This window comes from Shewanella pealeana ATCC 700345, assembly GCF_000018285.1.
Classification (GTDB): domain Bacteria; phylum Pseudomonadota; class Gammaproteobacteria; order Enterobacterales; family Shewanellaceae; genus Shewanella; species Shewanella pealeana.
Map to the genome: position 1 here is coordinate 2,739,534 of NC_009901.1, position 23,806 is coordinate 2,763,339.

Consider the following 23,806-nt stretch of genomic DNA (forward strand, 5'->3'; position numbering starts at 1 on the left):
AAAAAGTATTGTGTTGCTATTAATACAATCTGTATAAGACGGTGAATGTTAGATAAGAATTTAATAGCAATAAAAAAAGGGAGCCCTAGGGCTCCCTTTTTCGAAAGATTCTAAACTAATTACTTAGCTAAAGCGTCTTTTGCTTTTTCAACTAAAGTTGCAAATACAACTTTATCGAAAACAGCGATGTCAGCCAGGATCTTACGGTCGATTTCGATTGATGCTTTTTTCAAACCATTAATGAAACGGCTATAAGATAGACCATTTTGACGAGATGCCGCATTGATACGTGCAATCCATAGTTGACGGAATTGACGTTTCTTTTGACGACGGTCACGGTAAGCATATTGACCAGCTTTAGTTACTGCTTGAACAGCAACACGGTAAGTACGGCTACGAGCGCCATAATAACCTTTAGCTAATTTAAGTACTTTCTTGTGACGAGCACGAGCGGTTACACCACGCTTAACTCTAGGCATTGTTCATTGCTCCTTTAATTAAGCGTATGGTAGTTGACGTGCAATTGCTGGCACATCAGACTTAGCTACTTGACATTTTGCACGTAAGTGACGTTTACGCTTAGTGCTCTTCTTGGTCAAAATATGACGTAAATGGGCTTGTTTGCGCTTAAAACCGTTAGCAGTTTTCTTAAAACGCTTTTGTACACCCTTGTCTGTTTTCATTTTAGGCATTGCTAAAACTCCGCATTGGGACAATTAATAAAACGCAAGGCGAACAGGAAACCTTAACAGGCCCCTGCTACTTTTATGGTTGCCTTACTATTTCTTTTTCGGCGCAAGAACCATTACAGCTTGGCGACCTTCCATTTTCGGGAAAGACTCCACGACTGCAATAACTTCCAAATCAGCTTTGATACGGTTCAAAAGATCCATACCTAAACTTTGGTGAGCCATCTCACGACCACGGAAACGCAGCGTTACTTTCGCTTTGTCGCCGTCTTCTAGAAAACGAGTCAGGTTGCGTAGTTTTACCTGGTAATCGTTTTCGTCTGTACCGGGACGGAATTTAATTTCCTTCACCTGTACAATTTTCTGCTTCTTCTTTTGTTCTTTTTGAGCTTTTGCTTTGTCAAAAAGGAACTTACCGTAGTCCATAACACGACAAACTGGCGGCTCAGCGTTAGGACTGATTTCTACTAAATCAACACCGGCTTCATCAGCAACTTCTTGTGCTTCTTTAATAGTTAAGATGCCTAACTGCTCACCATCAAGACCGTTTAGACGGACTTCTGGCACGCCAGTGATGAGTTCGTTAATTCTGTTTGGGGCCGCCTGGCGCCCTGCTGTTTTCTTGATCTTTATGACCTAATCCTCCAACAAATTGAGACTACGGAGCGAAATCTGGTTCTTGAGCTTAGTAGCAAATTCTTCGATTTGCATTTTACCTAAGTCAACGCCTTCACGGGTACGCACCGCTACTTCCTTATTTTCCATCTCTTGGTCACCAACGACCAATAGATAAGGCACACGCCTTAAGGTATGTTCGCGTATTTTAAAGCCTATCTTCTCATTCCTCAAGTCTTTAGTTGCACGAATTCCATGTTCTTTGAATAAATTAACGACTTCGTCCACATAATCGGACTGTTTATCGGTAATATTCATTACAACGACTTGAACTGGTGACAACCAAGCTGGGAATTTACCTGCGTATTCTTCAATTAGAATACCCAAGAAACGCTCTAACGAACCTAGAATCGCACGGTGGATCATAACAGGTGTTTGACGACTGTTATCTTCAGCAACATAAGTTGCACCTAAACGACCAGGTAACGCGTAATCGAGCTGCACTGTACCACATTGCCACGCCCTGTCTAGACAGTCGTGCAAAGTAAATTCAATCTTCGGACCGTAAAACGCGCCTTCGCCCGGTAAAATTTCAAATTCGATGTCATTTGCTTTAAGAGCTTGCTTAAGCGCCTCTTCAGCTCGATCCCACATCTCATCATCACCGATGCGTTTTTCTGGGCGTGTCGACAGCTTAACCACGATGCTGTTAAAGCCGAATGTTTCGTATGTATCGTAAACCATCTTGATACACGCGCTCACTTCCTGCTGCACTTGCTCTTCGGTACAGAAGATATGTGCATCATCTTGAGTGAAACCACGTACGCGCATTAAGCCATGTAGTGAACCCGATGGCTCATTACGGTGACAACAACCAAACTCTGCCATACGTAATGGCAAATCACGGTATGATTTAAGACCTTGGTTAAAGATCTGCACGTGACCTGGACAGTTCATAGGCTTAACTGCGTATTCACGGTTTTCAGAACTGGTTGTGAACATAGCTTCTGAGTACTTGTCCCAGTGACCACTACGTTCCCACAACACGCGATCCATCATTAATGGCCCCTTCACCTCTTGATAGGTGTATTGACCTAGCTTTTGACGAATAAACTTCTCAAGTTCTAGGAATAGACTCCAACCGTCATTATGCCAGAACACCATACCCGGTGCTTCTTCTTGCATATGGTACAGATCTAACTGCTTACCAATTTTACGGTGGTCACGCTTAGCCGCTTCTTCAAGACGGTTAAGGTGGACTTTAAGCGCTTTCTTGTCTGCCCAAGCCGTACCATATACACGCTGCAACATCTTATTGTCTGAGTTACCACGCCAGTATGCACCAGCAACGCTCATCAATTTGAAGTTTTGGCAGAATTTCATGTTAGGCACGTGAGGACCACGACACATGTCGATGTATTCTTCATGGTGATAAAGAGCAGGCGTTGAGTCTTTTGGAATATTCTCATCCAAAATAGCCATTTTATAAACTTCACCACGTGATTCAAACGTATCACGCGCTTCTTGCCAGCTAACTACACGCTTATCAACAGCGTAATTAGTTTTAGCAAGTTCAGCCATGCGCTTTTCTAGCGCATCGATGTCTTCCTGAGTCAACTTATGATCTAAGTCGATGTCATAGTAGAAACCATTATCGATAACCGGACCGATAGCCATTTTGGTTTCAGGGAACAGTTGCTTAATCGCGTGACCTAGCAAGTGAGCACAAGAGTGACGAAGAATTTCAACACCCTCTTCATCTTTAGCGGTAATGATTGAAAGATCTGAATCGGTTTCAATCAGGTCACATGCGTCTTTTAGTTCACCGTTCACGCGACCAGCGATACACGCTTTAGCAAGACCAGGACCAATGTCAGCAGCAACATCTAAAGTAGAAACAGAGTGAGCAAACTCGCGTTTGCTTCCGTCAGGAAGTGTAATTACAGGCATGATTTTTCCTTTCCCAGTGGTGACCCCTACGTAGGGCCACTTGGTTTTAAAATTAAGTGTGGTTTACGCCTCTGGGACTAGACCTTACAGTAGTCTGTGTTTTCCAGCGCGCAAGCCATCAATTCTAAGTGATACGGGCTGTACGATGCAAGTTTTCCATCATATTAGTTTTTCTTATCACGACCGCAAAATTATTAGGGCCAAATGTAATAAAACTAACCACTTAACGTCACACTTTGTTCACGTTTCATGACTAACATGGCCGCATCTAAATAAGGAGGTCGTAATGATTAATACATTGATGTTTGCCGCAGCGCTTTTTCAAGCCGATATAAGCCAAGTTAAACCTGTAGCAGAGGTAGATATAGATAAAAAAGTGATTGCCACTCAGATAGAGACCGAACTTAACAACGCCTGGGCACAGATGACTCTGACTTTGGAACAAGAAAGCTCCGCCTTAAAGGAAATAGAAACGAACGCTGAACTCGTTGAATTTAACTCACTCCAAGACCGTAAATTGACCCGTCTAAAATATGAAACCGGTCGTCTGTAACTCGGAATAAACGATACTTGCGTCTTCTATTCACTCACACCTATGGCTATGATGTCCTTATAAAGGCTAATAGCTGACACATGTTATATTTTAGCCACCTCTTCTATCTATACAGAAAATGGGTATAAATATGACAACTTGGGCATTAGTGACTGGCGCTGCAAAACGTATCGGACTCGCAATTGCGACTCAACTACATGATGATGGTTACAATGTAGTGCTCCACTACGGGCAATCGATTGATGACGCCCAGGCACTATGCGACACGCTAAACACTAAGCGCGCCGACTCTGCAATCATAATGCAGGCCGACTTAGCCAATAGCGATGCAATCGACACACTAATCGCTAAAATAAACTCAGCTGGAATCAGACTATCTGTACTTATCAATAATGCTTCTTGCTTTTACCCTACTCCAATAGGTGAAACCTCTTTTATTAAAGCGCAGCAGTTGCTTGCGACAAACCTCATCGCGCCTTATCTTTTGGCTGAAAAGCTCAGCCCGCTACTTGAGGCCAATAATGGTTGTGTGATTAACCTTTTGGATATCCACGGCAGGCGCCCGCTAAAAGATCATGGACTATACTCTATATCAAAGGCTGCACTCGAAATGGCTACCTTGTCACTGGCTCAAGAACTCGCCCCCAATATACGTGTTAATGGCGTATCACCCGGTGCGATTTTATGGCCAGAGCAATCCGGCGAACAATCGCAACAAGCTATATTAAGTGCTATCCCACTGGCTAAGCTTGGCCAAGTTGATGATATTGCCAGGCTTATTTCTCATTTAGTGAGCGCGCCCTATATCTCAGGCCAAGTGATTGCCGTAGATGGAGGACGAAGCGCAGTAGGTTTTATGGGAGCGTAATTATGCGATTCATCAACAAGACGATTAGTTGCCCCCACTGTGGGCATCACCAACATATCAATATCGATGCTACTTGTGGTGATCAGGATTACTACGAAGATTGTCGAATATGCTGTAACCCAATCCATATGCGTTTGCACATGGATGAAGCCAAGCACAAAATCGAGTTTTTCATTGATTCAGACGATGAGCAGATCTACTAAGCCACAGATCTGCCCATCAATTTGTTGCGAAAGCAAGTATTAGTTATTGTCGAAACGTTTGGCAAGTACACGCTCTACCGTATCGACGATGGCTTGAGTCTGACTGTCTATCTCAATGTTAATGTTATCGCCCTTAACATAGCTGTCTAAATTGGTTAGTTTCAACGTTTCAGGAATTAAATGCAGCATAAAGGTGTCTGCTGTCACCTCTCCTACCGTCAGACTACAGCCGTTTACACCAACAAAGCCTTTATACAAAATGTAATTCATCCATTTAGGCTCAACCTTCAAACGAATGTCGTAATGTTCATCAGTAGCGCTCACCAAATCTACCTCGGCTTGAGTGTGAACATGCCCCGATAAAATGTGGCCACCTATCTCACTTCCGAATGTTAATGAACGCTCGATGTTAACCTGTGAGCCAACTCTCAGTTTTGATAGGTTAGTTAGCTTAAGGGTCTCTTCCATTACATCGAAAAACACCCTATCATCTTCTATTCTTGTGACTGTTAAACATACACCGTTATTTGCGACACTTGCCCCTAGTGAAAGTCCCTCGCGCAAATCCGGCCCAATTGCGATTTGTAGCGTGTTTAAGCCTGATTTCTTATCTATCGCCAACACTTCGCATGTTGCTTGAACTATACCTGTAAACATCTTATCTCTCGTTAGTATATTAAGGGCTGTACCCATGAACCATTCTGGCTTTCAAGCCAAACGCTTAGTCCAATTAGCGCTACCAGTGCTTATTGCCCAAGTCACACAAACCATGATGGGCTTTATCGATACCGTTATGGCTGGGCGTGTTAGCGCCGTCGATATGGCCGCAGTAGCGATCAGTGCCAGTCTTTGGCTACCGGCATTATTGTTTGTTCAAGGCTTATTAATGGCCTTTACACCAGTATTTGCTCACCATCATGGTGCCGATAATCAAAAAGCGATTCAACCATTAGCTTTTCAAGCTGGTTATATTGCCATAGTTGGTAGCCTTGTTGTGGTGCTTATCCTCTCATTTGCAGAGAATATTTTCACCATGATGGATCTTGAACCTGAGATGGCAAGACTTGGCGTTGGTTACCTTAATGGCTTCATGTGGGGCGTACCCGCGTTCGTACTTTATCAAGTATTAAGAGGCTGTAGCGAAGGGATCTCTTATACCTTACCGACTATGGTGATTGGTTTTGTCGGCCTAGCAGTCAATATTCCCGCAAACTACATCTTTATATATGGTCATTTTGGTGTGCCAGCAATGGGCGGTGCAGGCTGTGGTATAGCAACGGCGCTCGTGTTCTGGGCCATGTTAATCGCCATGGTGATCTACATGCAGCTGCATAAAAAATTTAAAGAGCTGGCACCGTTCAAATCTTTTCACATGCCAGACCTAAAAGTCATGTTTGATATGACAAAACACGGCTTCCCTATCGCTATGGCGCTGTTCTTTGAAGTGAGTTTATTTGCAATCATTGCGCTGCTATTGGCCCCTTTAGGCGCCACAGTGGTAGCAGGACATCAGATTGCACTTAACTTTTCATCGATTGTATTTATGTTACCGCTGTCGTTGGGTATCGCGGTTTCAATCCGCGTAGGCTATTACTTAGGCCAAGACAAGCCTGAAATCGCAGCGCTAGTCACTAAGCTAGCACTAATGATTTCCTTTTCGTTAGCAGCATGCACTGCTGTGATTACTATTTTATTTAGAAACGAAATAGCGCTGCTTTATAATGATAATCCAGAGGTTATCACCCTGGCGGGTAGCTTGATGTTCTTTGCCGCTATCTATCAATTATCGGACTCAATACAAGTGGTTACCGCAGGTGCGCTACGTGGTTACAAAGATACCCGCAGCGCATTTTATATCACACTGGTTTCGTATTGGGGTGTAGGTATGACCTTAGGCTATACCTTGGCTCGCACCGATATTATTGTGCCGCACATGGGCGCGCAAGGTTTCTGGATTGGTTTGATTGCCGGTTTAACCGCTGCTGCAATTATGTTTGCAGCTCGACTACGCTACATTCAAAAACAGGGCGTTGTGCACTCAGCAATATAATTGAGTGTCGATAGACTTCGCGAAACAAAAAAAGGCTAACTCTTTTCGAGTTGGCCTTTTTATTTTCAATGTCCCGTCCTGAGATAAGTTGACACTTTGGAGACTTATCTATGAAACCTTCAGATTCAATCCGCAGTAAACGTACACAACGTGATTACACATTAGGCTTTAAATTAGCCGTAGTCAGCCAGGTAGAAAAAGGCGAGCTGACTTATAAACAAGCTCAAGAGCACTACGGTATCTAAGGTCGAAGTACCGTTAGAATCTATTTGGATTAAAGGTAAGGTTACCGTTGCCATCATACGGGTAAACATGAGCCTTAACGTTATTACCAGCATGTTCACAAATAGTCTTATTGCATATTTTGTATATGTTACAAGCACAAATATCTCTCTGACGTGAACTCTTTGATGTTAACTAGTGCCTATCACCGGATGCAGACCTTAAGTAAAAGTACTAATATGAGCCTTACAAATAATTAGTATGCCGGAGAAATACTATGGCCTTTGCGCTTTGCGATCTTACCGTCACCAGCACCGCTTTTAATCAGCTAGGTTCAATTCCTAAAGCGCACACGGGAGAGGCAGAAAATACCTCTCCCCAACTCACCTGGACAAATGTTCCTGACGGCTGTAAATCTTTTGCGGTTATCTGTCACGATCCCGATGCTCCAAGGGTGAACGCCGATGGTTCATTCGGCTACGTACATTGGCTTGTGTACAATATTCCCTATGGCATTCACCAACTTGAAGCAAACAACACACTCTATACATCGGGGATAAATGATTTTGGTCTAGGTGGCTACGGTGGCCCTATGCCACCCAAAGGCCATGGCATTCATCTATATTACTTCTGGGTTTTAGCGCTAGATGAAGAATTGGATCTGCCCGAAGGACTTAACATGCAGGAGTTGTTAGCTAAGATAGAACCTAATTTAATCGGCATGAACCGCTTAGTTGGAAGCTATCAGCGGGACTAGAGCTACCGGAGACGTCTTTTAAGAGCTTGCTCTTCTGCTTCTCACGAATAAGTGAAGACGTGGCTAATGAGCCTATACAAATTCACTTATCGCGTCCTGTGGAGGCTAAAATTTGTCCTTGCTCGCCCAGCGATTGTTAATCATACACATGTTAAAAGGCCTGTTCGGCGTCAATGCTTCTCGTTCGACCAGTATTTCTTTGAGCTACCACACCTGAAACCTAAACCCACAGCCGAACCGACATCAGACTATTCAACTCTTCGAATTAACTATCTCAGGTTTTACCAGCTCATTTTTGGACATGGCCCTTAAGATTTAATGAACAAAAAAGCCTCATCAAAAGAGGAGGCTTAACCACTTATCTACACCTGTTGAATTGATTAATGGCTTGATGAATGACCGTGAATACGATGTTTGGTTACAAAGCTGACGAGTAAACACATAATAAAGACGACCCCATATAAACCATTACCGGTCAGCATTGCGGCATGTGCACCATAACTCTTCACAATTGGACTGGTAACAACGAAGGTCAACATAGTGCCTATACTGCCACAAAATAAAATAAAATTAACAATGCGAGGCGATGCTTCTTTTGTCTGCTGTGACGCCAGTGTAATGATGGTTGTATAAATAGCGCTACTGAAAAAACCTAGTACTGAGATGATAAAAAGTAAATGCTCTGTATTTTTATCCATATTGAACCAGAACATTAATCCAGTGGCTAAAGCAGAAAGCACCAATACAAAATATTGAATATCAAATCGCTTCATTATCATGCTAAAGCCCCACATACCGAGCATGTATGCACCCCAGAAGTAACTCAGTAACTGACCCGCTCCACTTAAATCCATGCCCAACGACTTAGTTGCATACTCAGGGATCCATGAAATAAAAGCCATTTGCCCCAAAATATAACAAAGGGCTGCAATCGCTAAAAACAGAATACCTAGACCCCACTTCTCTTTTACCGCTTGTTGTTGCTCCTCAGACTTAATCAGTACAGGGAATTCGCAAACAAGTGCCAGAATAAAGATAGCAACGTAAATCATGCCAATGGCAGCATATACCCAATACCAAGCAACACTGTGTGCGAGTAATGCTGCCGAAATTAGCGGGAAAATCATACCAGCCATACTGAAAAATGAATCGGTAAACAGTAATCGAGAACCACATTGTTTACCATGATAGAGCCGAGTAATTAAATAAGTACCAATTGACATGGTAATACCACTCACCACACCAAGAACAAACATGCTAGCTGAGAAGATGGCAAGGTTATGACCAAACATGAGCCCTAAAACTGCCAGAACCATCAGGATAAAACCAAAAATCAGTTGTTTTTTTAGTGCAATAATTTCCATTAACCATACGTTTAAGAAAATAGAAATTAATACACCGGTATTCAAGAATGTAAAAGTGTTACTCATGCTGGAGATAGGTAAATTGAAAAATTTAGCAATATCCCCCATCACAATCCCGGTGACAATAATCAAAGATCCTGTTAATGCATAGGATAAAAAGCTTATCCATGTAAGTAGGATGCGATTGCGGTCGGTCATAGCAAGTCCTGTATCGGTAAAAATTGGATAAAAAAAATCGACCTTTAAAAAGTCGATTCAAACTAAGTTATTTTAACATGATACAACTTGATACATTAATAGGAATTTTAAAACACTCCTAAATAAATTAGCCTCCGCTCATTTACTTTACCTTCTACATACTCACAAACAAACATCGAAAACAATACAAGCAACCAAGTAAACATACAGCCAACACCAACAACATATTTGCAATGAGATTGATATTGTAAATATCGCACGTTAGCCATAATTAATTGCATAAAAAAGCACAACCTATGTTCATAGCCATTAATGATATTAGCGAAAGAACAACATTTAGACATCCTGTACAACACCCGGTAGAGGTAATCAATGAAGATGTGGGCAGTGTTTAGCAATTATTAAAACAGCTTAGCTAACACACAAAACGCGCTGGCTGAGAACAGAAGAAATACCCCCCCGTTCTCAGCTTGTTTCATCAGTTCGGTCTATACAGTGGTTAACAGCCCTTTGGAAATATCCAAACTTCAATAGCGCCATCTTTACTGCCAAAGTCATCACCTGATGTGCCTGGGCTCGAAGGTGCCGTATCTTGAGTGGGCGCACTATTACAGGTCGTAGATGGGATGACCGACCAGCTTCCGCCACCAGCTCCGGCTCCATCATCGCCGGCACCACCGCCTCCATAACCACCACCGCCGCCACCGCCGCCAGAAGCACTAAAGCTATCATCTGCATTGCCGCCTCTGCCGTTTGAACCGACCCCAGGGTCGCCATTTACCCACTCACTATTAGCGCCTAAAAATCCTTGTCCGCCTTGGCCACCAATACCATCTTTGCCGTCATTGGCGCCATTTCCACCATTGCCCCATTCATCGGTGCTACCACCGTCTGCAACATCAATAATGGCTTGGCCTACGCCAATGGTTCCTTGGCCTATGATTGATGAGGCTGCAACGCCACCAGCACCACCATCTGTGCCATCGTTCAGCCATCCAGACGAGTCACCACCTCCACCACCGCCGGCAATAAGTATGACATCGTCTTCAAGTGAAGCTGGGCTAGTTTCTGCAATCATAACCAGTGTCGAAGAGCCACCGTCACCATCGATATTACTCAGTGTGCCATTTTCACCGATGAAGAAGTTGAATGATGTTTGCCCATAATCGTCTAGGAAATGAGATAACGTCGTGACTGTCGAGGCAAAACCACTCTTACCACCATCACCACCAGAGGTCCAGAGCCCACCACTAGAACCAATGCCACCTTCTCCTCCCCAAGCTAAAATGGCCATAGGCGTATCGTTGTCCAGAGTGGTATCAAAAGATGCGCTAACCTGGCTGAAGATATCAACCAGATTAACAGAGGTAACCAGATCTGAGGCATCTATTGCTTCACAGCTAGTTATTGGCGTGCCGCCATCAACTCCACCATACTCGGTGCTACAAACTTCTTTATCAACGGCTGGCAATAAACATTTATAGACGGTGTTGCCATCATCGGTAACATCCTGCTTAACCGAATCGCATGGGTCAGACTCGGCAACGGCTGTTGAATTACAAAAACCAACAGAGGTGATATCGCAAATGCCTCCATCTATCCATGTCGCGCCAACAAGATTAGCGTTATCAAAATCTGTATCCGTGACGGTCGCATTATCAAGGTCTGCTGGAGATAATTGTGCGCTGGAAAAATAAGCCCCACTCAGATTGGCATTACTAAGATCTGCATAGGTCATTTCCGAACCACGAAAGTCACCCTTGCTCATATCGGCGCCACTAAAATTGGTTCCGGTAAGCGTTGATTCGAAAAGGTCGACATTGGTTAATATGGCATCAGTTAAATCCGCGCCGGAAAGATCTGCAAATGTGAGTGTTGCATTATCCAGGTCTGCGCCTGACAAATCACAATTCTTGCATGCGTTGGTGGAAATAAGCGTAGTCACATTGTCATCTGTAGTATCGGCATAAGCAGGACTTATCAGGACATTACCGATGGTACTCAGTAGTTTGGAAACAATCGAATAATTAACGCTATTTGCTTCTGGCTGCGAACCACTATCTGGCGTCGTCACTAAGAAGGTCGTATCTGTGCTATCTACATGCTGACCGTGGGTCAGTACTAGTTGAAACTCCCCCGCAGGTATGACGGCCGAGACGCACTCATCATTGGCTGTAATGCTAAGCACTTCCTCGCCACTGCTATTATTAAGCACCATAGAGTGATTTGAATTGCTGTTACCATCTTCATAGCAAAATGTATGCTTGAGGGGACGCGAATATTGGTAAGGTATGAGATCAGAGCCTGTCTCGCCATTAGAGTCATCTTCTACCGTTGCCGACGGTGGCTCAAGAAATAAAGCAACGGTACCTTGTTCGGGGCTGGCTCGTAAACGACTATTATTGGCAAAGTCCTTTTCGGTTAAAAGGCCTGATTGTATTTGAGTCTCATTGTCGTTGCTATCACAAGCAGTGACAAAGGTGAGAGAAAATGTTAACGCTAACAACGCGTTAAACTTGCTGCGGTAATCATTGATAGTCTGCACGTTATTTTCCTTATAATGGAACAGAACTTCGGAAGTTGTAGATTTTTATGAAGTTGTAATAATGGGCTATCCATAAGCCTTTGGTGAGCGGGGCATTGTTCTTTTTAGATAGTGAATTAGAGTGTTGTTTTAGTCAACCTTACATGAGAATAAGTAACCAATTGAATTGTGTGTTCATCTTGATGTATTCATTCGCATCTATGACCTCCCCCCTATGCTTCATCAACATTATCAAGGTGGTTATTAAACCAGCATTGAAGATGGGGCTGTGTTTACTGTCGGCTAAATACTATTGGGATTATAAATGTAAAAAAACTATCAAATTTCCGCCAACTAACAAAAACCTTAGCAAGTTACCCTTGCTTGAGAGGTTATCATCATTAAGCGACCTGTAGTCTGCTTTTAGTATAAGTACCAGAAACTTAAAAGAATTGCTGATGGTGTTATTTTTGATAAGTTGAAGCTTTCCCGGCTCAAGCCAAACCAGTGGGTGATTGGGCTCGATGAGATTCAAAACACTTTTAGCCTCCAACAAATACCAGACTGATAAAGGAAGCAACGAAAGGCAGAGTAATGGCCAAATTAAGTTAAAAAACTCACTCAAACTTTCCATCCTTAGAAACATAACGCCCTCATAAGCCGAGAATAATACTGGCACAATTTGTTGCGCCGTTTTCTTTTGAAACAAATTTGATAGCGTGACTCGATGGGCTTGCTATATTTCGCTAGTAACAACCTGAATAACAATTAACAGAAATACAACTATCAACATAAAGAAATATGGCATTTTATATTTTCGAAAAGTTCTACTGTCACCCGCGGAAGTAATCAAATGTAATAATCTTGAAGACACGCTAATTGGTTTGTTCTTCAGCGTTCCCCCTGAAGCGATCTTGCGCACCTTTGCAGAAACAAATTTACCACCAAAATGTTTTAAGTCGGCTGCAATGTCAATTTTCGATTGTTCAATGATTGCTTCATTGAGAGGAAGTTCGCGCGTAATACGTAAATATCTTTTCCCACCGTCAAGAATTCTAACTTCAAATTCTGCATGTTCAACGCGCTCATGCAACTTTCTAAAACCGCCACGAAGAGCTAATTCAGACTTGAATTCAAATACAAAGTGTATTGTTTGATTAGAATCTGGTTCAAACATATAAATTTAACCAGCACTCCGTAGTTAAATAATAAATATAACGCCTGGCTAATGAGTAAACCCAATTCTGGCGGGCGATTTACACCGCAAATGGCATGGCAGCGTTGTGAATCTAATTTAATTGCTTGTTATAACTCCTTCACTAAACAGTATGTTACATGACCTTTGGGATAATCAGGCAATTCACCAAAAACTTTGTATCCACGCTTCTCATAAAATGGTTTTGCTTGAAAGCTAAGAGTTTCTGTACGCATATAGCCAAAGCCTTTTTCTTTGGCAAAGTTTTCCGCTGCATCCATTAATTTACTTCCAACGCCTTGTCCTCTGGTTTCGTCAGATAACCATAACAGCTCGAGGATACAATAATTCCAGAAAGCTACCGCTCTTATACCTCCAACGACTTTTCCATTTTCATCTTTAGCAAATGCAGCAAATTTAGTATCAGGTTCGAAAACCACATCGTCTGAAATGTACTTTTGGTTATAGGACTGAATACCTTTACTTATAGTTTCAAGATCTTTTTTATTAGGAGAGGTTGTTACTTCGATGTTCATTTCTGCATCCGTGCTAGTGAGTTATGACGCCCCATTCAGAGGCAAATGATTATTGGCTAGAATAGCGACGCAGGAGCAAAGGCAACTGTTATTTTTCCTGCTGAAATGGTTTGTTAGATATTCTCTTTTATAAAATTAAGAATTTCATTGTGAATGTTTGAGTTCGTACCATGCCCAATGTTTTCATATGTATTAAAAACAACATTTACATTATTTTCTTTGTATATTTCTTGGCATTTAGCCCAACGGTCAGGTTGCATCTTTTCACCTAAAGTCGAGTGTATAACTTTTCTTTCCAGATCTGAGTACGCATCATCATATTCAACAGCGTCATTAGTGTCGTTTTCGCCCATGAATAAGAATTGAGGCAAGGAAGCCCATTGGGTTTTGTTAAAATCAGTACCTGTAATCTTTTTAAAATCATTGACACCAAGAGGGTAATCTAAAACCTCATCAGAGACATTATCTATAGGTAACATTAAAATCCCATTTAATCCACCAGCAACAACTAACTGAAGACTATCAGGATGTAACATAGAAAAGCGGTTAGCCAGACTTCCAGAAGCAGAAAAACCAGTTAAAATTACTTTTTCATGCACTTTCACAGAATGGTTGGTGAGTTCCTTTTTGGCTTGAGAAATCATTGCTAGTAATTGTAGGTCTAACCTTTTTAAGTCTCCTGATTTTACTAACAACGTATCTCGATCTAATGCATGAGTATATATTTCCCAATCTGTTTTTGGACGTGGAAAAATTGGAATAAGTATTGGTGAGTTTAGCTTTTTTGCTACCCATGGGCCTACAGCATTTCCCACTATAGCTTTTTTTGCGCTTTTGTAATGTACATCAAAATCATCAGAAATAACGCCAGTATTGTTCGTTTCAACCACCAAGTAATTTGTGTCGATACTCGCTGGGATCTTTAATAAGAACGGAAAGGAAAAGCCTTTTTTTGGTTCAGCCTTAACCTCAATAATTTTTTCTGCATAGCTACCGTTACTTATTAATATAAGAAACAAAACTGCACTTTTTTTAATTAACTTCTCAAATAACATGGTGACTCCTCCTTGAGAACACTTAACGCCTCACTAAGAGGCAAATGATTATTGGCTAGAATAGCGACGATGGAGCAACAACCAACTGTCACTTGTCCTTTTGAGTGCCTTGTTATGTGTTTGATACACCGTCGAATTTTTTATATAAGTAATAAACAAAAGAAGCATTTATACTACCAAAAACAGCTATTAATTTAACTAACATTCCAGTTTGAGGTGCATTTGCATAAATAAAACCTACTGCAAAAAATGAAATGGCCACTAAAACAAATGCCAAAACCATCGCGAGTTTAAAGTCGCTTTTATTATCTCTAATTTTAACTGTATCCATTACATTTGACATATCCATCCTTAGTTTGAGAAACACAAAACATTTGTATAGTGCGCATGCGCGTTTATTAAACCGATTATTTAAATCAACATCAAGCTAAGCACATGATACTAAGTGATAAATACTTCCCCCTCAAGTAAAAGTGCGCATAATTCATGCAAGTTTTTCATACTTGATCGTTCAAAGTAGATGGTACTGTATAAATAAACAGCATCAAGAGGTGTTTATCATGACCGCGACCAAAAGTCCTTTCCTTATGCAAGTGCGTGAACATATGCGTATGCGGGGTTACAGTATCAAAACTAAATCTAGCTAAAGCCAAGTCAGTCCAAAATAGGTCGACTAAATAACAAAACTGTCATTAGCTAATTGTCGGGCGTTTATCGAGTACATTTGTTAGAATCCTTTGCAATTTTTATGGTGGCTATATTTGCTGCCACACTCTGTATGTACGGCACTGTTATGTACGGCACTGTTTCGAATCATTAATTTTCAGCAGAGTGTTCAGGTTTTACATTTTAAAGGCAGGCTATGACCGTTCTTCTAATGACTCCCCCCATGACCCAGCTAAATACGCCCTATCCGGCCACGGCGTATTTAACGGGTTTTTTACGCTCTCGAGGTTATGAGGCGGTGCAGCGAGATCCTGCTATTGAGCTTTTCATAGAGATGATGACTGCGCCAGCGCTGGAGGTTATCCGTCAGCATGTGGAAGAAAACTACGAGCACTTTGAAGACGATGAACTGCCTGATGTTATCTTTAACTTTTTAGCTGAGTTTGACCGTTACCATCTAGCGGTAGAACCTGCCATCCGCTTTTTACAGGGTAAAGACCCAAGCCTTGCGGTGCGTATTAACTCTCGCCGTTTTTTACCTGAAGGCCCTGCGTTTGATGCGATAGCTCAAATGGAAGCGGTATCTGGCGATGTGTTGCAAGCGGCCTTTGGTAATCTAGGCGTACAAGATAAAGCTAAGTATCTAGCCACATTGTTTATTAACGATCTGTCTAGCGTCATCACTCAAGGGGTTGATCCCTATTTTGAAGTCAGCCGTTATGGCGAGAAACTTGCGGCTGCGAATCCAAGCTTTGACAACCTCTACGATACCTTGATGGATGAGCCGAGTTTCAGCTCAGAAATTTTGGAACAATTAGTCGAGCAGTATCTAGAAGAAACCCAGCCGAGCGTGGTCGCGTTAACCGTGCCCTTCCCTGGCAATATGCTCGGCGCGCTGCGTATCGCGCAAACTTGTAAAGCCATCAACCCTGAGATCCCTATTGTTATGGGCGGCGGCTTTATTAACACCGAGCTACGCGCGCTGAAAGATCCTCGAGTGTTTGAGTTTGTTGACTTTATCTGTCTCGATGACGGCGAGCGACCTTTTATCACCCTGCTTGAATATTTCCAAGGGCAACGTGAAGTCGATGACTTAGTACGAACCTATTTCCTTGCAGAAGATGAGAACGGCGAGCCTTACGTACACTTCAATGACAATGCCGAGCTACACGATATCCCGCAAACAGATGTAGGTGCACCTATATACGATGGCCTGCCATTGGGTGAATATTTGTCACTTTGTGAAATGCTCAACCCAATGCATCGCATTTGGAGTGATGGACGCTGGAATAAGCTCACTATTGCCCATGGCTGTTACTGGCGTAAATGTAGCTTCTGCGATGTCAGCCTAGATTATATCGACCGCTTTGATGCCGCCGGAGCCGATGTTTTAGTGGATAGAATCGAGCAGCTCATTGAAGAAACTGGCGAGACAGGTTTTCATTTCGTCGATGAGGCGCTACCTCCAAAGCTTTTGTTTGCACTAGCAAAACGCTTAATTGAGCGCAAAGTGGTGATCAGCTGGTGGGGCAATATTCGTTTTGAGAGAACATTTAGCCGTGCGCGCTGTCAGTTGTTAGCAGATTCAGGCTGTATCGCAGTAAGCGGCGGGCTTGAGGTCGCATCAGATCGTCTGCTTAAACTAATGAAAAAAGGTGTCAGTGTTGAGCGAGTAGCTCAAGTCACCAAGGCTTTTAGCGATGCAGGCATCTTGGTTCACGCCTATTTGATGTATGGTTTCCCAACGCAAACCGAGCAAGAGACGGTCGATTCACTAGAAATGGTGCGTCAGATGATGCAACAAGGTTGTTTCCAGTCTGCCTACTGGCACCGTTTTGTGGCCACTATCCACAGCCCTATTGGGATCAATCCTGAGCAGTTTGGCATCACCCTTGCCGAGCGGCCAGAGATCTTGTTTGCTGAAAATGATGTCGACTTTACCGATCCAACCGGTACAGATCATGAAATGCTAGGTGAAGGCCTGCGTAAAGCAATTTACAACTATATGCACGGCATTGGCTTTGAGCAGCCGATGAGCTTTTGGTTTAACCAGAGCGTAACGCGTACTCAGATGAAAAAAGATTTGATCTCAAAAGCGATTAACAATCTGATTGAAACAGATTAACCACTGCATATCTTAAACAGCTAGTTGCTAATGCGTTTTAGCCTATAGTCGTTCTAATCTAAAGCAAGGCCACTTTCATCTAAGAAAGTGGCCTTTTGTTTATACTGATTGGTATAATACTTAAGCAAGATTATTCTTTCGCTTTTGATGGCCTACTGTTAATAACACCTAAAAATAAAAATATCACCGATAACAAGAAAAAACTGGAACTCCCTAGCAGATCTTTCTCGATTAGATTATAAATTAAGGCTAAAAGCATAATCATCGATCCAATAAAATAATGGCTGGATTTTGATAAAGCATTTTTTTTCATGTCGACTCCATTCTGAGTATATGCATTTCAGTGACTTGTTATAGATAGTCTTTAAACCAATTAACCAGTTCTTTTTCAGCTGTTTCTTTATTCTTATCCAAGAAATGATTATCTTCAGGATATATCACTAGCTTATGAGGTATGTTGTTGGTTGATAACGCGTCGGCGAGGTCCATTGAGTGCTTAACAGAGACGCGTTTATCATTAGTACCGTGTATAAGTAAGATAGGCATGGTGGGAGATAATTCACTGACCCAGTTTAATACCGACCGTTTTTGTAGTTCTGCGACTTTATTCTGCTCGTAGTTTGGAATTCGGTGCAAATATACTTTTTCCATTTCAGGGCGGTAAGTTAGCCCTTTTTGCAGATCGGAATTACTTGAAATAGTTGCTATGGCTTTTATATTATTGACTTTTTTCACTGCTAAATGAGTTTGCATTCCACCACGACTTGCGCCGTACATGCCAATACGTTGCGCATCAGCTCCTTCAATACTAGGGATGAAATCCATTAAGGCGATGACATCATTGATATCACTTCCTCCAAATTCATCATGGGCAGTTGACTGACTATTAAAAGTCCCACGATATTGGCTACCAATAATCACAAATCCTTCGTTAGCAATAGGAAACAAGTTATTCATCATTGAGCCGAAAACAACACCACCAAAGTTGCCGTTACCGCCACGATTATAAATCAGTACTGGCAACTTCTCTGTAGATACTTTTGGCTTTATGATATAGCCCTTTACGACATTGCCATCTACAAGGTATTCAAAAGTAGAGCAGGATAAATTAGTCTTATAAAGATCAAACTTTTCCTTACCAAAGCGCGAATCAAAACGAGCTAAAGTTTGTTTAAGCTTTTCCTCAGAGTTTATTTTCCTTTTAAATTTTTTCTCCATGCCATTACGCCATGAATCATAATCAGTGAAAATCCAAGTAAAACAGTTTTTTTGCTCAGTAACGCGTTCATCATTGATCAAATTGGTTGCTTGAGAACTAAATGAAAAAATAACTAAAAGGATGATTAACAGATTTTTGGTCACATGAACTCCATGTCGGTGATTAAAGGTTGGTATTGATACGATATTATTTAAACAAAGCCGCAAAAATTTTTTCGAAGAGTTTTAGAAACTTGCCACAGACAACACAGGTTAGCAATAAGCCTTTTGATTGGATAAAATGAAAAAATTGATGACTAACCGTTCTATATGTAACGCTAAATGTGGTTGTGGTTGTGGTTGTGGTTGTGGTTGTGGTTGTGGTTAGAAATTTATCAGTTGAGATACCATCAAGCTAAATTTAATTAGTAATAAATACATTAAGCTTAGGCCTCCAAAATGGCGGATAAGCTAAGCGCTCACACTAAGTGTATTAGCCATTACAGAGCAAACTCAAAATACTCACAGTTTGCGGGAATTTTTTGCTGTTCCGACCAAGGGCCACCCCACTGGCAACATTTTGTAAAACCCGTAGCCACTCTCCATGACCAATGACCACTAAGGTATTGATGCCGAGTGACTCAATACTGGCAAAGAAGCGCTCTACTCTTCCTAATACCGGCGTTGCAGACTCGGCATGTTTGATGGCGATATGATTTGCACTGAAACGGCCAAGGGGCTTACCACTGGATAATTTTTCATAAAACAATTGGCAACGACCTTGGCACTATATTCTATGAGCACAGCTCTATATATAGTTGAGCCCGACTAACTAGCAAACGACTCCATCCCAGTATTTATCAGAAATTGATCCATTAAAGATCCGAAACATCAAATCTCAGATACAAAAAAACCAGCTTTCGCTGGCCTACATATAAACTTTATTCTTCTATAAAAGAATTGGTTGCGGGAGCTGGATTACTTTCGATAACAGAAGTAGCAACGACCTTCGCCAGCCTTTCATAAAGAGTTGAGCCCGACGAGCTAGCAAACTGCTCCATCCCGCGTCTTATTTATCTTTCACCATCGGTTCTAAATCACTGTTTAAAGGCAATATGCCCAGTCCATAAATTTCAGGCACAAAAAAACCAGCTTTCGCTGGCCTACATATCACATCATTCTTTAAATAAAGAATTGGTTGCGGGAGCTGGATTACTTTCAATAACAGAAGTAGCAACGACCTTCGCCAGCCTTTCATAAAGAGTTGAGCCCGACGAGCTACCAAACTGCTCCATCCCGCGTCTTATTTATCTTTCACCATCGGTTCTAAATCACTGTTTAAAGGCAATATGCCCAGTCCATAAATTTCAGGCAAAAAAAAACCAGCTTTCGCTGGCCTACATATCACATCATTCTTTAAATAAAGAATTGGTTGCGGGAGCTGGATTTGAACCAACGACCTTCGGGTTATGAGCCCGACGAGCTACCAAACTGCTCCATCCCGCGTCCGATTTGACGCTAATAACTGTTTTGATTCTGCTATAAATGAATTGGTTGCGAAAACTGGATTACTTCCTATAAATGAACTGGCAACGACCTTCGCCTAGCTTTTATAAAGAGTTGAGTCCGAGTAGCTTTTATACTGCTCCATCCCGCGTCCGTAATATTTATTCGTTTTACTTCATTATAAGGAAGTGGTTGCGGGAGCTGGATTTGAACCAACGACCTTCGGGTTATGAGCCCGACGAGCTACCAAACTGCTCCATCCCGCGTCCGATTTGACGCTAATAACTGTTTTGATTCTGCTATAAAAGAATTGGTACAACCGAGTGGATTCGAACCACCGACCCCTACCATGTCAAGGTAGTGCTCTAACCAACTGAGCTACGGTTGTATTGGTTGCGGGAGCTGGATTTGAACCAACGACCTTCGGGTTATGAGCCCGACGAGCTACCAAACTGCTCCATCCCGCGACTGTTAATAGACTTTTGATTCTTCTATAAAGAATTGGTACAACCGAGTGGATTCGAACCACCGACCCCTACCATGTCAAGGTAGTGCTCTAACCAACTGAGCTACGGTTGTATCGTTCAAGAACTGGTTGCGGGAGCTGGATTTGAACCAACGACCTTCGGGTTATGAGCCCGACGAGCTACCAAACTGCTCCATCCCGCGACTGTGTTCTTGCTGTTCGTTTGGCAGTTGCCTTGGAACGAGCGCTATAGTATGGCGATAGCGTGATTGTTGCAAGCAAAAAAACACAAATAGTTGCCAAGCGGTGATTTGATGGCCAACTTGAGCGGTGTTTAAGCGTTTAAAGCAATTTTTAAGTAAAACAATTACAAAGCAGAATGATATTAGCCAATTTTTTGCTCATTTAAATAGCCTTCAAAGGCATTTGTTAGCACTTCTATCAATAACTCCCCTATTCAGATGTCAGTTTTAAGGCTAGCTATAAATGTTACTCGATCACCAGTAAGCAAAAGAGCCACTTTTATTAGTGGCTCTTTTAAATTCATTGCTGAACCCTATCGGCTCAATGCTGGGACAGGTTTTGAAATAATAGGCCTGTCATCAATCGGTAAGTGTAGTAAAGCCGCTACAAAGGCTAAAACCACGGTACTCCACCATATCGGTTCATAACTACCGTAATAGTCATAAATACGACCACCAACCCAGGCGCCGAGAAAGCTTCCTATCTGGTGAGTAAAAAACACTAAACCATATAAAGTCGATAAATAGCGCGCACCAAAGATCTGTCTAACTAGACCAGAAGTCAGTGGTACTGTACCTAGCCAACAAAAACCAATAGCTGCACCAAAAATAGCCGCGGTATGATTAGTAACAGGTAAAGTCACGAAAGCTGCTATCACCACGGTTCTAATTAAGTATAAAGCTGACATCACATAGCGTTTGTTAAACTTATCACCCATTACGCCCCAAAAATACGAGCCAAAGATATTAAAAATACCTACGTATGCCAATGCTAATGCTGCCGTAGAGCTATCCAAATGCTTATCAGATAGATAACTGGGTAAATGAGTAGCAATAAACATTACATGAAAACCACATACAAAGAAGCCCAAATGTATAAGCCAGTAATTGCGATTAGTACAAGCCTGCTTAAGCGCCTCTGTTAATGTTTGATCATCCAATTGCTCAGAGCTAGTTTCACTTGGCTTAACCGTTTTCATAAAAGAAGCGAAAGCGAACATAAAACAACAAAGCAGTGCGAACACCTGTAGTGCTGTTTGCCAGTCAAACTCGGTTAGTAAACTTTGGGCGCCAGGGATCACCGCGAACATACCAAAAGAGCCTGCGGCCGTGGTCAAACCAAATGCCTTCGCTGTATGCTCCGCCGGAACTACTTTTGCGACAGCGCCAAGTACAACCACATAGCTGGTTGCACTTAATCCCAAACCAATCAACATACTAATAGACACATAAAACATTTCTGTCGACGTTGATATTGAGGTGAGCAGCAGACCTAAGCCATATGCTATAGCGCCAAGCATAATGACTCTCTTCGAGCCAAAGCGATCGGCAGCCATCCCAACAAATGGCTGAAACACACCAAAGAGGAGGTTTTGCAAGGCAATCGCAAAACTGAAGAATTCTCGTCCAACATCAAAGCTCATCGAGATAGGCATCATAAAGATCCCAAATGACTGGCGGATCCCAAGGCTAATGATAAGAATACCGATCCCTAACCAAACCAGAGCAGGAAAACGAAATATACTCATAACGGGCCTCCGTTATTGGCATTAGCGGATTCTGGTATCGACTTAGGCATTTGATGACAGCCGCCATCTGTTGCATTCATAGCAAATGCATTCAGTAAAGGCTTACAGTAATGGACTAGTGTCAGCGTTAATAGGAGTAAGGATGTCATGCGCAGCAGCTGCGCGAATAGAGTTTGAGAACGCATTAGATTTGAGGCTGAGAAAAGAAGACGCGCATCCTACAGCGACGTGAAACATGACACAAATGAATAATTAGAAACAATACTATGCATAGAATGCATGTTTGAAACTAGAGTTAACTATCACTAATAAAAAACGGGCATTCAATACTGAAATGCCCGTTCTATTCTTTCAACCAAATGTTCGCCTAGTTAATCAAGGCACAACAAAGATATCACTTACCCCAAGGGTTAGTTGGATCTTGTGACGCCGCTGGTCGTTTTGCGCCACTGCTGCGATTTTGCTTGTAAGAATCTTGCGCTCTTGCCTTACCTTTACTAAAGCCTGATCGCGGACCATTTTTCTTCATTTCCTTATAGTTTTCCATGGCCTTTGCGCGCATTTCTGCGACAAGCTCCACGGTTAACTTTTCAGGTTTGCGCGGCACAATACCGTCGGCATAACCACGTTCTCGCGGCTTTAGCTCCATTTGTGCTTCGTTGCCTTTTGGCATGCGCTTAAAACGATATAGGTAAAATGCTTCTACGCGTTCCCTCGCCCAATCAGTCTTTTTCAAAAACTTAATGCACGATTCCATATTCGGATTTAAATTAAAGCATGCCAATTTAAGGGCTGCATAAAGTACTTTATAGTCATAGAACTTCACAAGCTCAGTTAGCATTGTTTCAAGTTTTAAGCCGTGAAGCGGGTTGTTCTGTTGATGTTCAATCATGAGGCGTCCAAATATCGCAGATAATATAAAGCGTAAGCACCGAAAAATGATAACTATTTAATCGATACTAAAGACCAACCATAACGCTGGTCATAACTATGACTTAATAATAACAAGAAAATGCCTTTATCACCCACGAAAATCGTTCTAGAAGATCATTTATTTACCAAAACTAAGCCAGCCTAGCCAAAAAATCTTTGTAAAAAAGTCCAATCACACTCATCTACGCTAAGCCCTTGATAGCCAATTACATAAACAAGATAAAGCCAAAAGGGTCAATCTGGGCGACAATTGTGAACGGAAGCAAACATGGGTGTGACCTAGCCTTCATAGTTATCAACGACATATTTAAATTAGCTTGCAGCCATATTATCTTACCCCCAAATGGCCAACACCAAGTTAAG

At 42.1% G+C, this 23,806-nt stretch carries 21 protein-coding genes, 8 tRNA genes and 1 pseudogene; 7 read left to right on the forward strand and 23 right to left on the reverse strand.

The features are described from left to right. Positions 1 to 119: 119 nt before the first annotated feature. From rplT to thrS, 4 genes are all read right to left on the reverse strand, one after another. Positions 120 to 479: a 50S ribosomal protein L20 gene (gene rplT / locus SPEA_RS11860; protein ID WP_012155496.1), complete on the reverse strand. Its 360-nt coding sequence runs from the start codon at positions 477 to 479 to the stop codon at positions 120 to 122. Between the two features lie 18 nt (positions 480 to 497). After that, positions 498 to 692, reverse strand: coding sequence for a 50S ribosomal protein L35 (gene rpmI, locus SPEA_RS11865; protein WP_012155497.1), 195 nt, complete (start codon positions 690 to 692; stop codon positions 498 to 500). A gap of 87 nt (positions 693 to 779) precedes the next feature. Further along, a complete protein-coding gene (gene infC, locus SPEA_RS11870) occupies positions 780 to 1,322 on the reverse strand; it encodes a translation initiation factor IF-3 (RefSeq protein ID WP_041410939.1) in 543 nt (180 codons plus the stop codon). Positions 1,323 to 1,325: 3 nt separating this feature from the next. After that, entirely contained in the window at positions 1,326 to 3,254 is a 1,929-nt protein-coding gene (gene thrS, locus SPEA_RS11875; protein ID WP_012155499.1) for a threonine--tRNA ligase, read from the reverse strand. A 286-nt stretch (positions 3,255 to 3,540) separates the two neighbouring features. On the opposite strand from thrS, the gene SPEA_RS11880 reads away from it, so the two are divergent. The 3 genes from SPEA_RS11880 (at position 3,541) to SPEA_RS11890 (ending at position 4,878) form a co-directional block, all read left to right on the forward strand. Continuing rightward, a complete protein-coding gene (locus SPEA_RS11880; protein ID WP_012155500.1) occupies positions 3,541 to 3,807 on the forward strand; it encodes a hypothetical protein in 267 nt (88 codons plus the stop codon). 130 nt (positions 3,808 to 3,937) lie between these two features. Continuing rightward, on the forward strand, positions 3,938 to 4,675 hold the full coding sequence (locus SPEA_RS11885; protein ID WP_012155501.1) for a pteridine reductase: 738 nt from the start codon (positions 3,938 to 3,940) through the stop codon (positions 4,673 to 4,675). Between the two features lie 2 nt (positions 4,676 to 4,677). Further along, positions 4,678 to 4,878, forward strand: coding sequence for a CPXCG motif-containing cysteine-rich protein (locus SPEA_RS11890; RefSeq protein WP_012155502.1), 201 nt, complete (start codon positions 4,678 to 4,680; stop codon positions 4,876 to 4,878). 39 nt (positions 4,879 to 4,917) lie between these two features. Here the strand turns inward: SPEA_RS11890 and SPEA_RS11895 are convergent, their stop codons facing one another. Beyond that, positions 4,918 to 5,535 carry a riboflavin synthase gene (locus SPEA_RS11895; RefSeq protein ID WP_012155503.1) on the reverse strand — a complete coding sequence of 206 codons (618 nt, stop codon included), beginning with the start codon at positions 5,533 to 5,535 and terminating at the stop codon, positions 4,918 to 4,920. A gap of 34 nt (positions 5,536 to 5,569) precedes the next feature. On the opposite strand from SPEA_RS11895, the gene SPEA_RS11900 reads away from it, so the two are divergent. The 3 genes and pseudogenes from SPEA_RS11900 to SPEA_RS11910 all read left to right on the forward strand — a co-directional run bounded on the left by SPEA_RS11900 (position 5,570) and on the right by SPEA_RS11910 (position 7,907). Next, the gene (locus tag SPEA_RS11900) at positions 5,570 to 6,928 is read left to right on the forward strand and encodes an MATE family efflux transporter (protein ID WP_012155504.1); all 1,359 of its coding nucleotides are present in this window, start codon (positions 5,570 to 5,572) and stop codon (positions 6,926 to 6,928) included. Positions 6,929 to 7,038: 110 nt separating this feature from the next. After that, positions 7,039 to 7,170 (forward strand): annotated as a pseudogene (locus tag SPEA_RS23090) (IS3 family transposase); the annotation flags it as partial. Positions 7,171 to 7,427: 257 nt separating this feature from the next. Beyond that, on the forward strand, positions 7,428 to 7,907 hold the full coding sequence (locus SPEA_RS11910) for a YbhB/YbcL family Raf kinase inhibitor-like protein (RefSeq protein ID WP_012155506.1): 480 nt from the start codon (positions 7,428 to 7,430) through the stop codon (positions 7,905 to 7,907). 380 nt (positions 7,908 to 8,287) lie between these two features. Here the strand turns inward: SPEA_RS11910 and tsgA are convergent, their stop codons facing one another. The 6 genes from tsgA to SPEA_RS11945 form a co-directional block, all read right to left on the reverse strand. Further along, a complete protein-coding gene (tsgA, locus tag SPEA_RS11915; protein ID WP_012155507.1) occupies positions 8,288 to 9,469 on the reverse strand; it encodes an MFS transporter TsgA in 1,182 nt (393 codons plus the stop codon). Positions 9,470 to 9,968: 499 nt separating this feature from the next. After that, positions 9,969 to 12,014: a pentapeptide repeat-containing protein gene (locus tag SPEA_RS11920; RefSeq protein WP_012155508.1), complete on the reverse strand. Its 2,046-nt coding sequence runs from the start codon at positions 12,012 to 12,014 to the stop codon at positions 9,969 to 9,971. A gap of 715 nt (positions 12,015 to 12,729) precedes the next feature. Then, entirely contained in the window at positions 12,730 to 13,170 is a 441-nt protein-coding gene (locus SPEA_RS11930) for a hypothetical protein (RefSeq protein WP_012155509.1), read from the reverse strand. A gap of 128 nt (positions 13,171 to 13,298) precedes the next feature. After that, positions 13,299 to 13,724 (reverse strand): GNAT family N-acetyltransferase, encoded by a 426-nt coding sequence (locus SPEA_RS11935; protein ID WP_012155510.1) that lies wholly within the window; start codon positions 13,722 to 13,724, stop codon positions 13,299 to 13,301. Between the two features lie 113 nt (positions 13,725 to 13,837). Next, a complete protein-coding gene (locus tag SPEA_RS11940; protein WP_012155511.1) occupies positions 13,838 to 14,779 on the reverse strand; it encodes a hypothetical protein in 942 nt (313 codons plus the stop codon). A gap of 112 nt (positions 14,780 to 14,891) precedes the next feature. Next, complete coding sequence (locus tag SPEA_RS11945) at positions 14,892 to 15,122, reverse strand: hypothetical protein (RefSeq protein WP_150102225.1); 231 nt, start codon at positions 15,120 to 15,122, stop codon at positions 14,892 to 14,894. A gap of 519 nt (positions 15,123 to 15,641) precedes the next feature. Here SPEA_RS11945 and SPEA_RS11950 point away from each other — a divergent pair. Then, the gene (locus tag SPEA_RS11950) at positions 15,642 to 17,570 is read left to right on the forward strand and encodes a B12-binding domain-containing radical SAM protein (protein ID WP_012155512.1); all 1,929 of its coding nucleotides are present in this window, start codon (positions 15,642 to 15,644) and stop codon (positions 17,568 to 17,570) included. 351 nt (positions 17,571 to 17,921) lie between these two features. Here the strand turns inward: SPEA_RS11950 and SPEA_RS11960 are convergent, their stop codons facing one another. The 12 genes from SPEA_RS11960 to SPEA_RS12015 all read right to left on the reverse strand — a co-directional run bounded on the left by SPEA_RS11960 (position 17,922) and on the right by SPEA_RS12015 (position 23,402). Next, positions 17,922 to 18,932 carry an alpha/beta hydrolase family protein gene (locus SPEA_RS11960; RefSeq protein WP_012155513.1) on the reverse strand — a complete coding sequence of 337 codons (1,011 nt, stop codon included), beginning with the start codon at positions 18,930 to 18,932 and terminating at the stop codon, positions 17,922 to 17,924. 328 nt (positions 18,933 to 19,260) lie between these two features. Then, positions 19,261 to 19,536: a histidine phosphatase family protein gene (locus SPEA_RS11965; protein ID WP_012155514.1), complete on the reverse strand. Its 276-nt coding sequence runs from the start codon at positions 19,534 to 19,536 to the stop codon at positions 19,261 to 19,263. Between the two features lie 192 nt (positions 19,537 to 19,728). Next, positions 19,729 to 19,834 (reverse strand) — tRNA-His (locus SPEA_RS23095). 128 nt (positions 19,835 to 19,962) lie between these two features. Beyond that, positions 19,963 to 20,068: transfer RNA gene (locus SPEA_RS23100), tRNA-His, on the reverse strand. Between the two features lie 128 nt (positions 20,069 to 20,196). Continuing rightward, positions 20,197 to 20,273 (reverse strand) — tRNA-Met (locus SPEA_RS11975). Between the two features lie 189 nt (positions 20,274 to 20,462). After that, a tRNA-Met gene (locus SPEA_RS11980) sits at positions 20,463 to 20,539 on the reverse strand. 45 nt (positions 20,540 to 20,584) lie between these two features. Further along, positions 20,585 to 20,661, reverse strand: a tRNA-Val gene (locus tag SPEA_RS11985). A gap of 2 nt (positions 20,662 to 20,663) precedes the next feature. Continuing rightward, positions 20,664 to 20,740, reverse strand: a tRNA-Met gene (locus SPEA_RS11990). A 35-nt stretch (positions 20,741 to 20,775) separates the two neighbouring features. Next, a tRNA-Val gene (locus SPEA_RS11995) sits at positions 20,776 to 20,852 on the reverse strand. Between the two features lie 13 nt (positions 20,853 to 20,865). Beyond that, positions 20,866 to 20,942 (reverse strand) — tRNA-Met (locus SPEA_RS12000). 353 nt (positions 20,943 to 21,295) lie between these two features. Further along, positions 21,296 to 22,510 carry an MFS transporter gene (locus tag SPEA_RS12005; RefSeq protein ID WP_012155515.1) on the reverse strand — a complete coding sequence of 405 codons (1,215 nt, stop codon included), beginning with the start codon at positions 22,508 to 22,510 and terminating at the stop codon, positions 21,296 to 21,298. Positions 22,511 to 22,904: 394 nt separating this feature from the next. After that, complete coding sequence (locus tag SPEA_RS12015) at positions 22,905 to 23,402, reverse strand: VF530 family protein (RefSeq protein WP_012155516.1); 498 nt, start codon at positions 23,400 to 23,402, stop codon at positions 22,905 to 22,907. Between the last annotated feature and the right edge of the window lie 404 nt (positions 23,403 to 23,806).

What these genes read in the sequence shown, in the direction of transcription:
- SPEA_RS12015 (WP_012155516.1), bottom strand. Translation starts at nt 23,402, where the DNA reads ATGATTGAACATCAACAGAACAACCCGCTTCACGGCTTAAAACTTGAA.
- SPEA_RS11910 (WP_012155506.1), top strand. Translation starts at nt 7,428, where the DNA reads ATGGCCTTTGCGCTTTGCGATCTTACCGTCACCAGCACCGCTTTTAAT.
- thrS (WP_012155499.1), bottom strand. Translation starts at nt 3,254, where the DNA reads ATGCCTGTAATTACACTTCCTGACGGAAGCAAACGCGAGTTTGCTCAC.
- SPEA_RS11880 (WP_012155500.1), top strand. Translation starts at nt 3,541, where the DNA reads ATGATTAATACATTGATGTTTGCCGCAGCGCTTTTTCAAGCCGATATA.
- rpmI (WP_012155497.1), bottom strand. Translation starts at nt 692, where the DNA reads ATGCCTAAAATGAAAACAGACAAGGGTGTACAAAAGCGTTTTAAGAAA.
- rplT (WP_012155496.1), bottom strand. Translation starts at nt 479, where the DNA reads ATGCCTAGAGTTAAGCGTGGTGTAACCGCTCGTGCTCGTCACAAGAAA.
- SPEA_RS11890 (WP_012155502.1), top strand. Translation starts at nt 4,678, where the DNA reads ATGCGATTCATCAACAAGACGATTAGTTGCCCCCACTGTGGGCATCAC.
- SPEA_RS11935 (WP_012155510.1), bottom strand. Translation starts at nt 13,724, where the DNA reads ATGAACATCGAAGTAACAACCTCTCCTAATAAAAAAGATCTTGAAACT.
- SPEA_RS11885 (WP_012155501.1), top strand. Translation starts at nt 3,938, where the DNA reads ATGACAACTTGGGCATTAGTGACTGGCGCTGCAAAACGTATCGGACTC.
- tsgA (WP_012155507.1), bottom strand. Translation starts at nt 9,469, where the DNA reads ATGACCGACCGCAATCGCATCCTACTTACATGGATAAGCTTTTTATCC.
- SPEA_RS11930 (WP_012155509.1), bottom strand. Translation starts at nt 13,170, where the DNA reads ATGTTTGAACCAGATTCTAATCAAACAATACACTTTGTATTTGAATTC.
- SPEA_RS11895 (WP_012155503.1), bottom strand. Translation starts at nt 5,535, where the DNA reads ATGTTTACAGGTATAGTTCAAGCAACATGCGAAGTGTTGGCGATAGAT.
- SPEA_RS11900 (WP_012155504.1), top strand. Translation starts at nt 5,570, where the DNA reads ATGAACCATTCTGGCTTTCAAGCCAAACGCTTAGTCCAATTAGCGCTA.
- SPEA_RS11940 (WP_012155511.1), bottom strand. Translation starts at nt 14,779, where the DNA reads ATGTTATTTGAGAAGTTAATTAAAAAAAGTGCAGTTTTGTTTCTTATA.
- SPEA_RS12005 (WP_012155515.1), bottom strand. Translation starts at nt 22,510, where the DNA reads ATGAGTATATTTCGTTTTCCTGCTCTGGTTTGGTTAGGGATCGGTATT.
- SPEA_RS11945 (WP_150102225.1), bottom strand. Translation starts at nt 15,122, where the DNA reads ATGTCAAATGTAATGGATACAGTTAAAATTAGAGATAATAAAAGCGAC.
- SPEA_RS11950 (WP_012155512.1), top strand. Translation starts at nt 15,642, where the DNA reads ATGACCGTTCTTCTAATGACTCCCCCCATGACCCAGCTAAATACGCCC.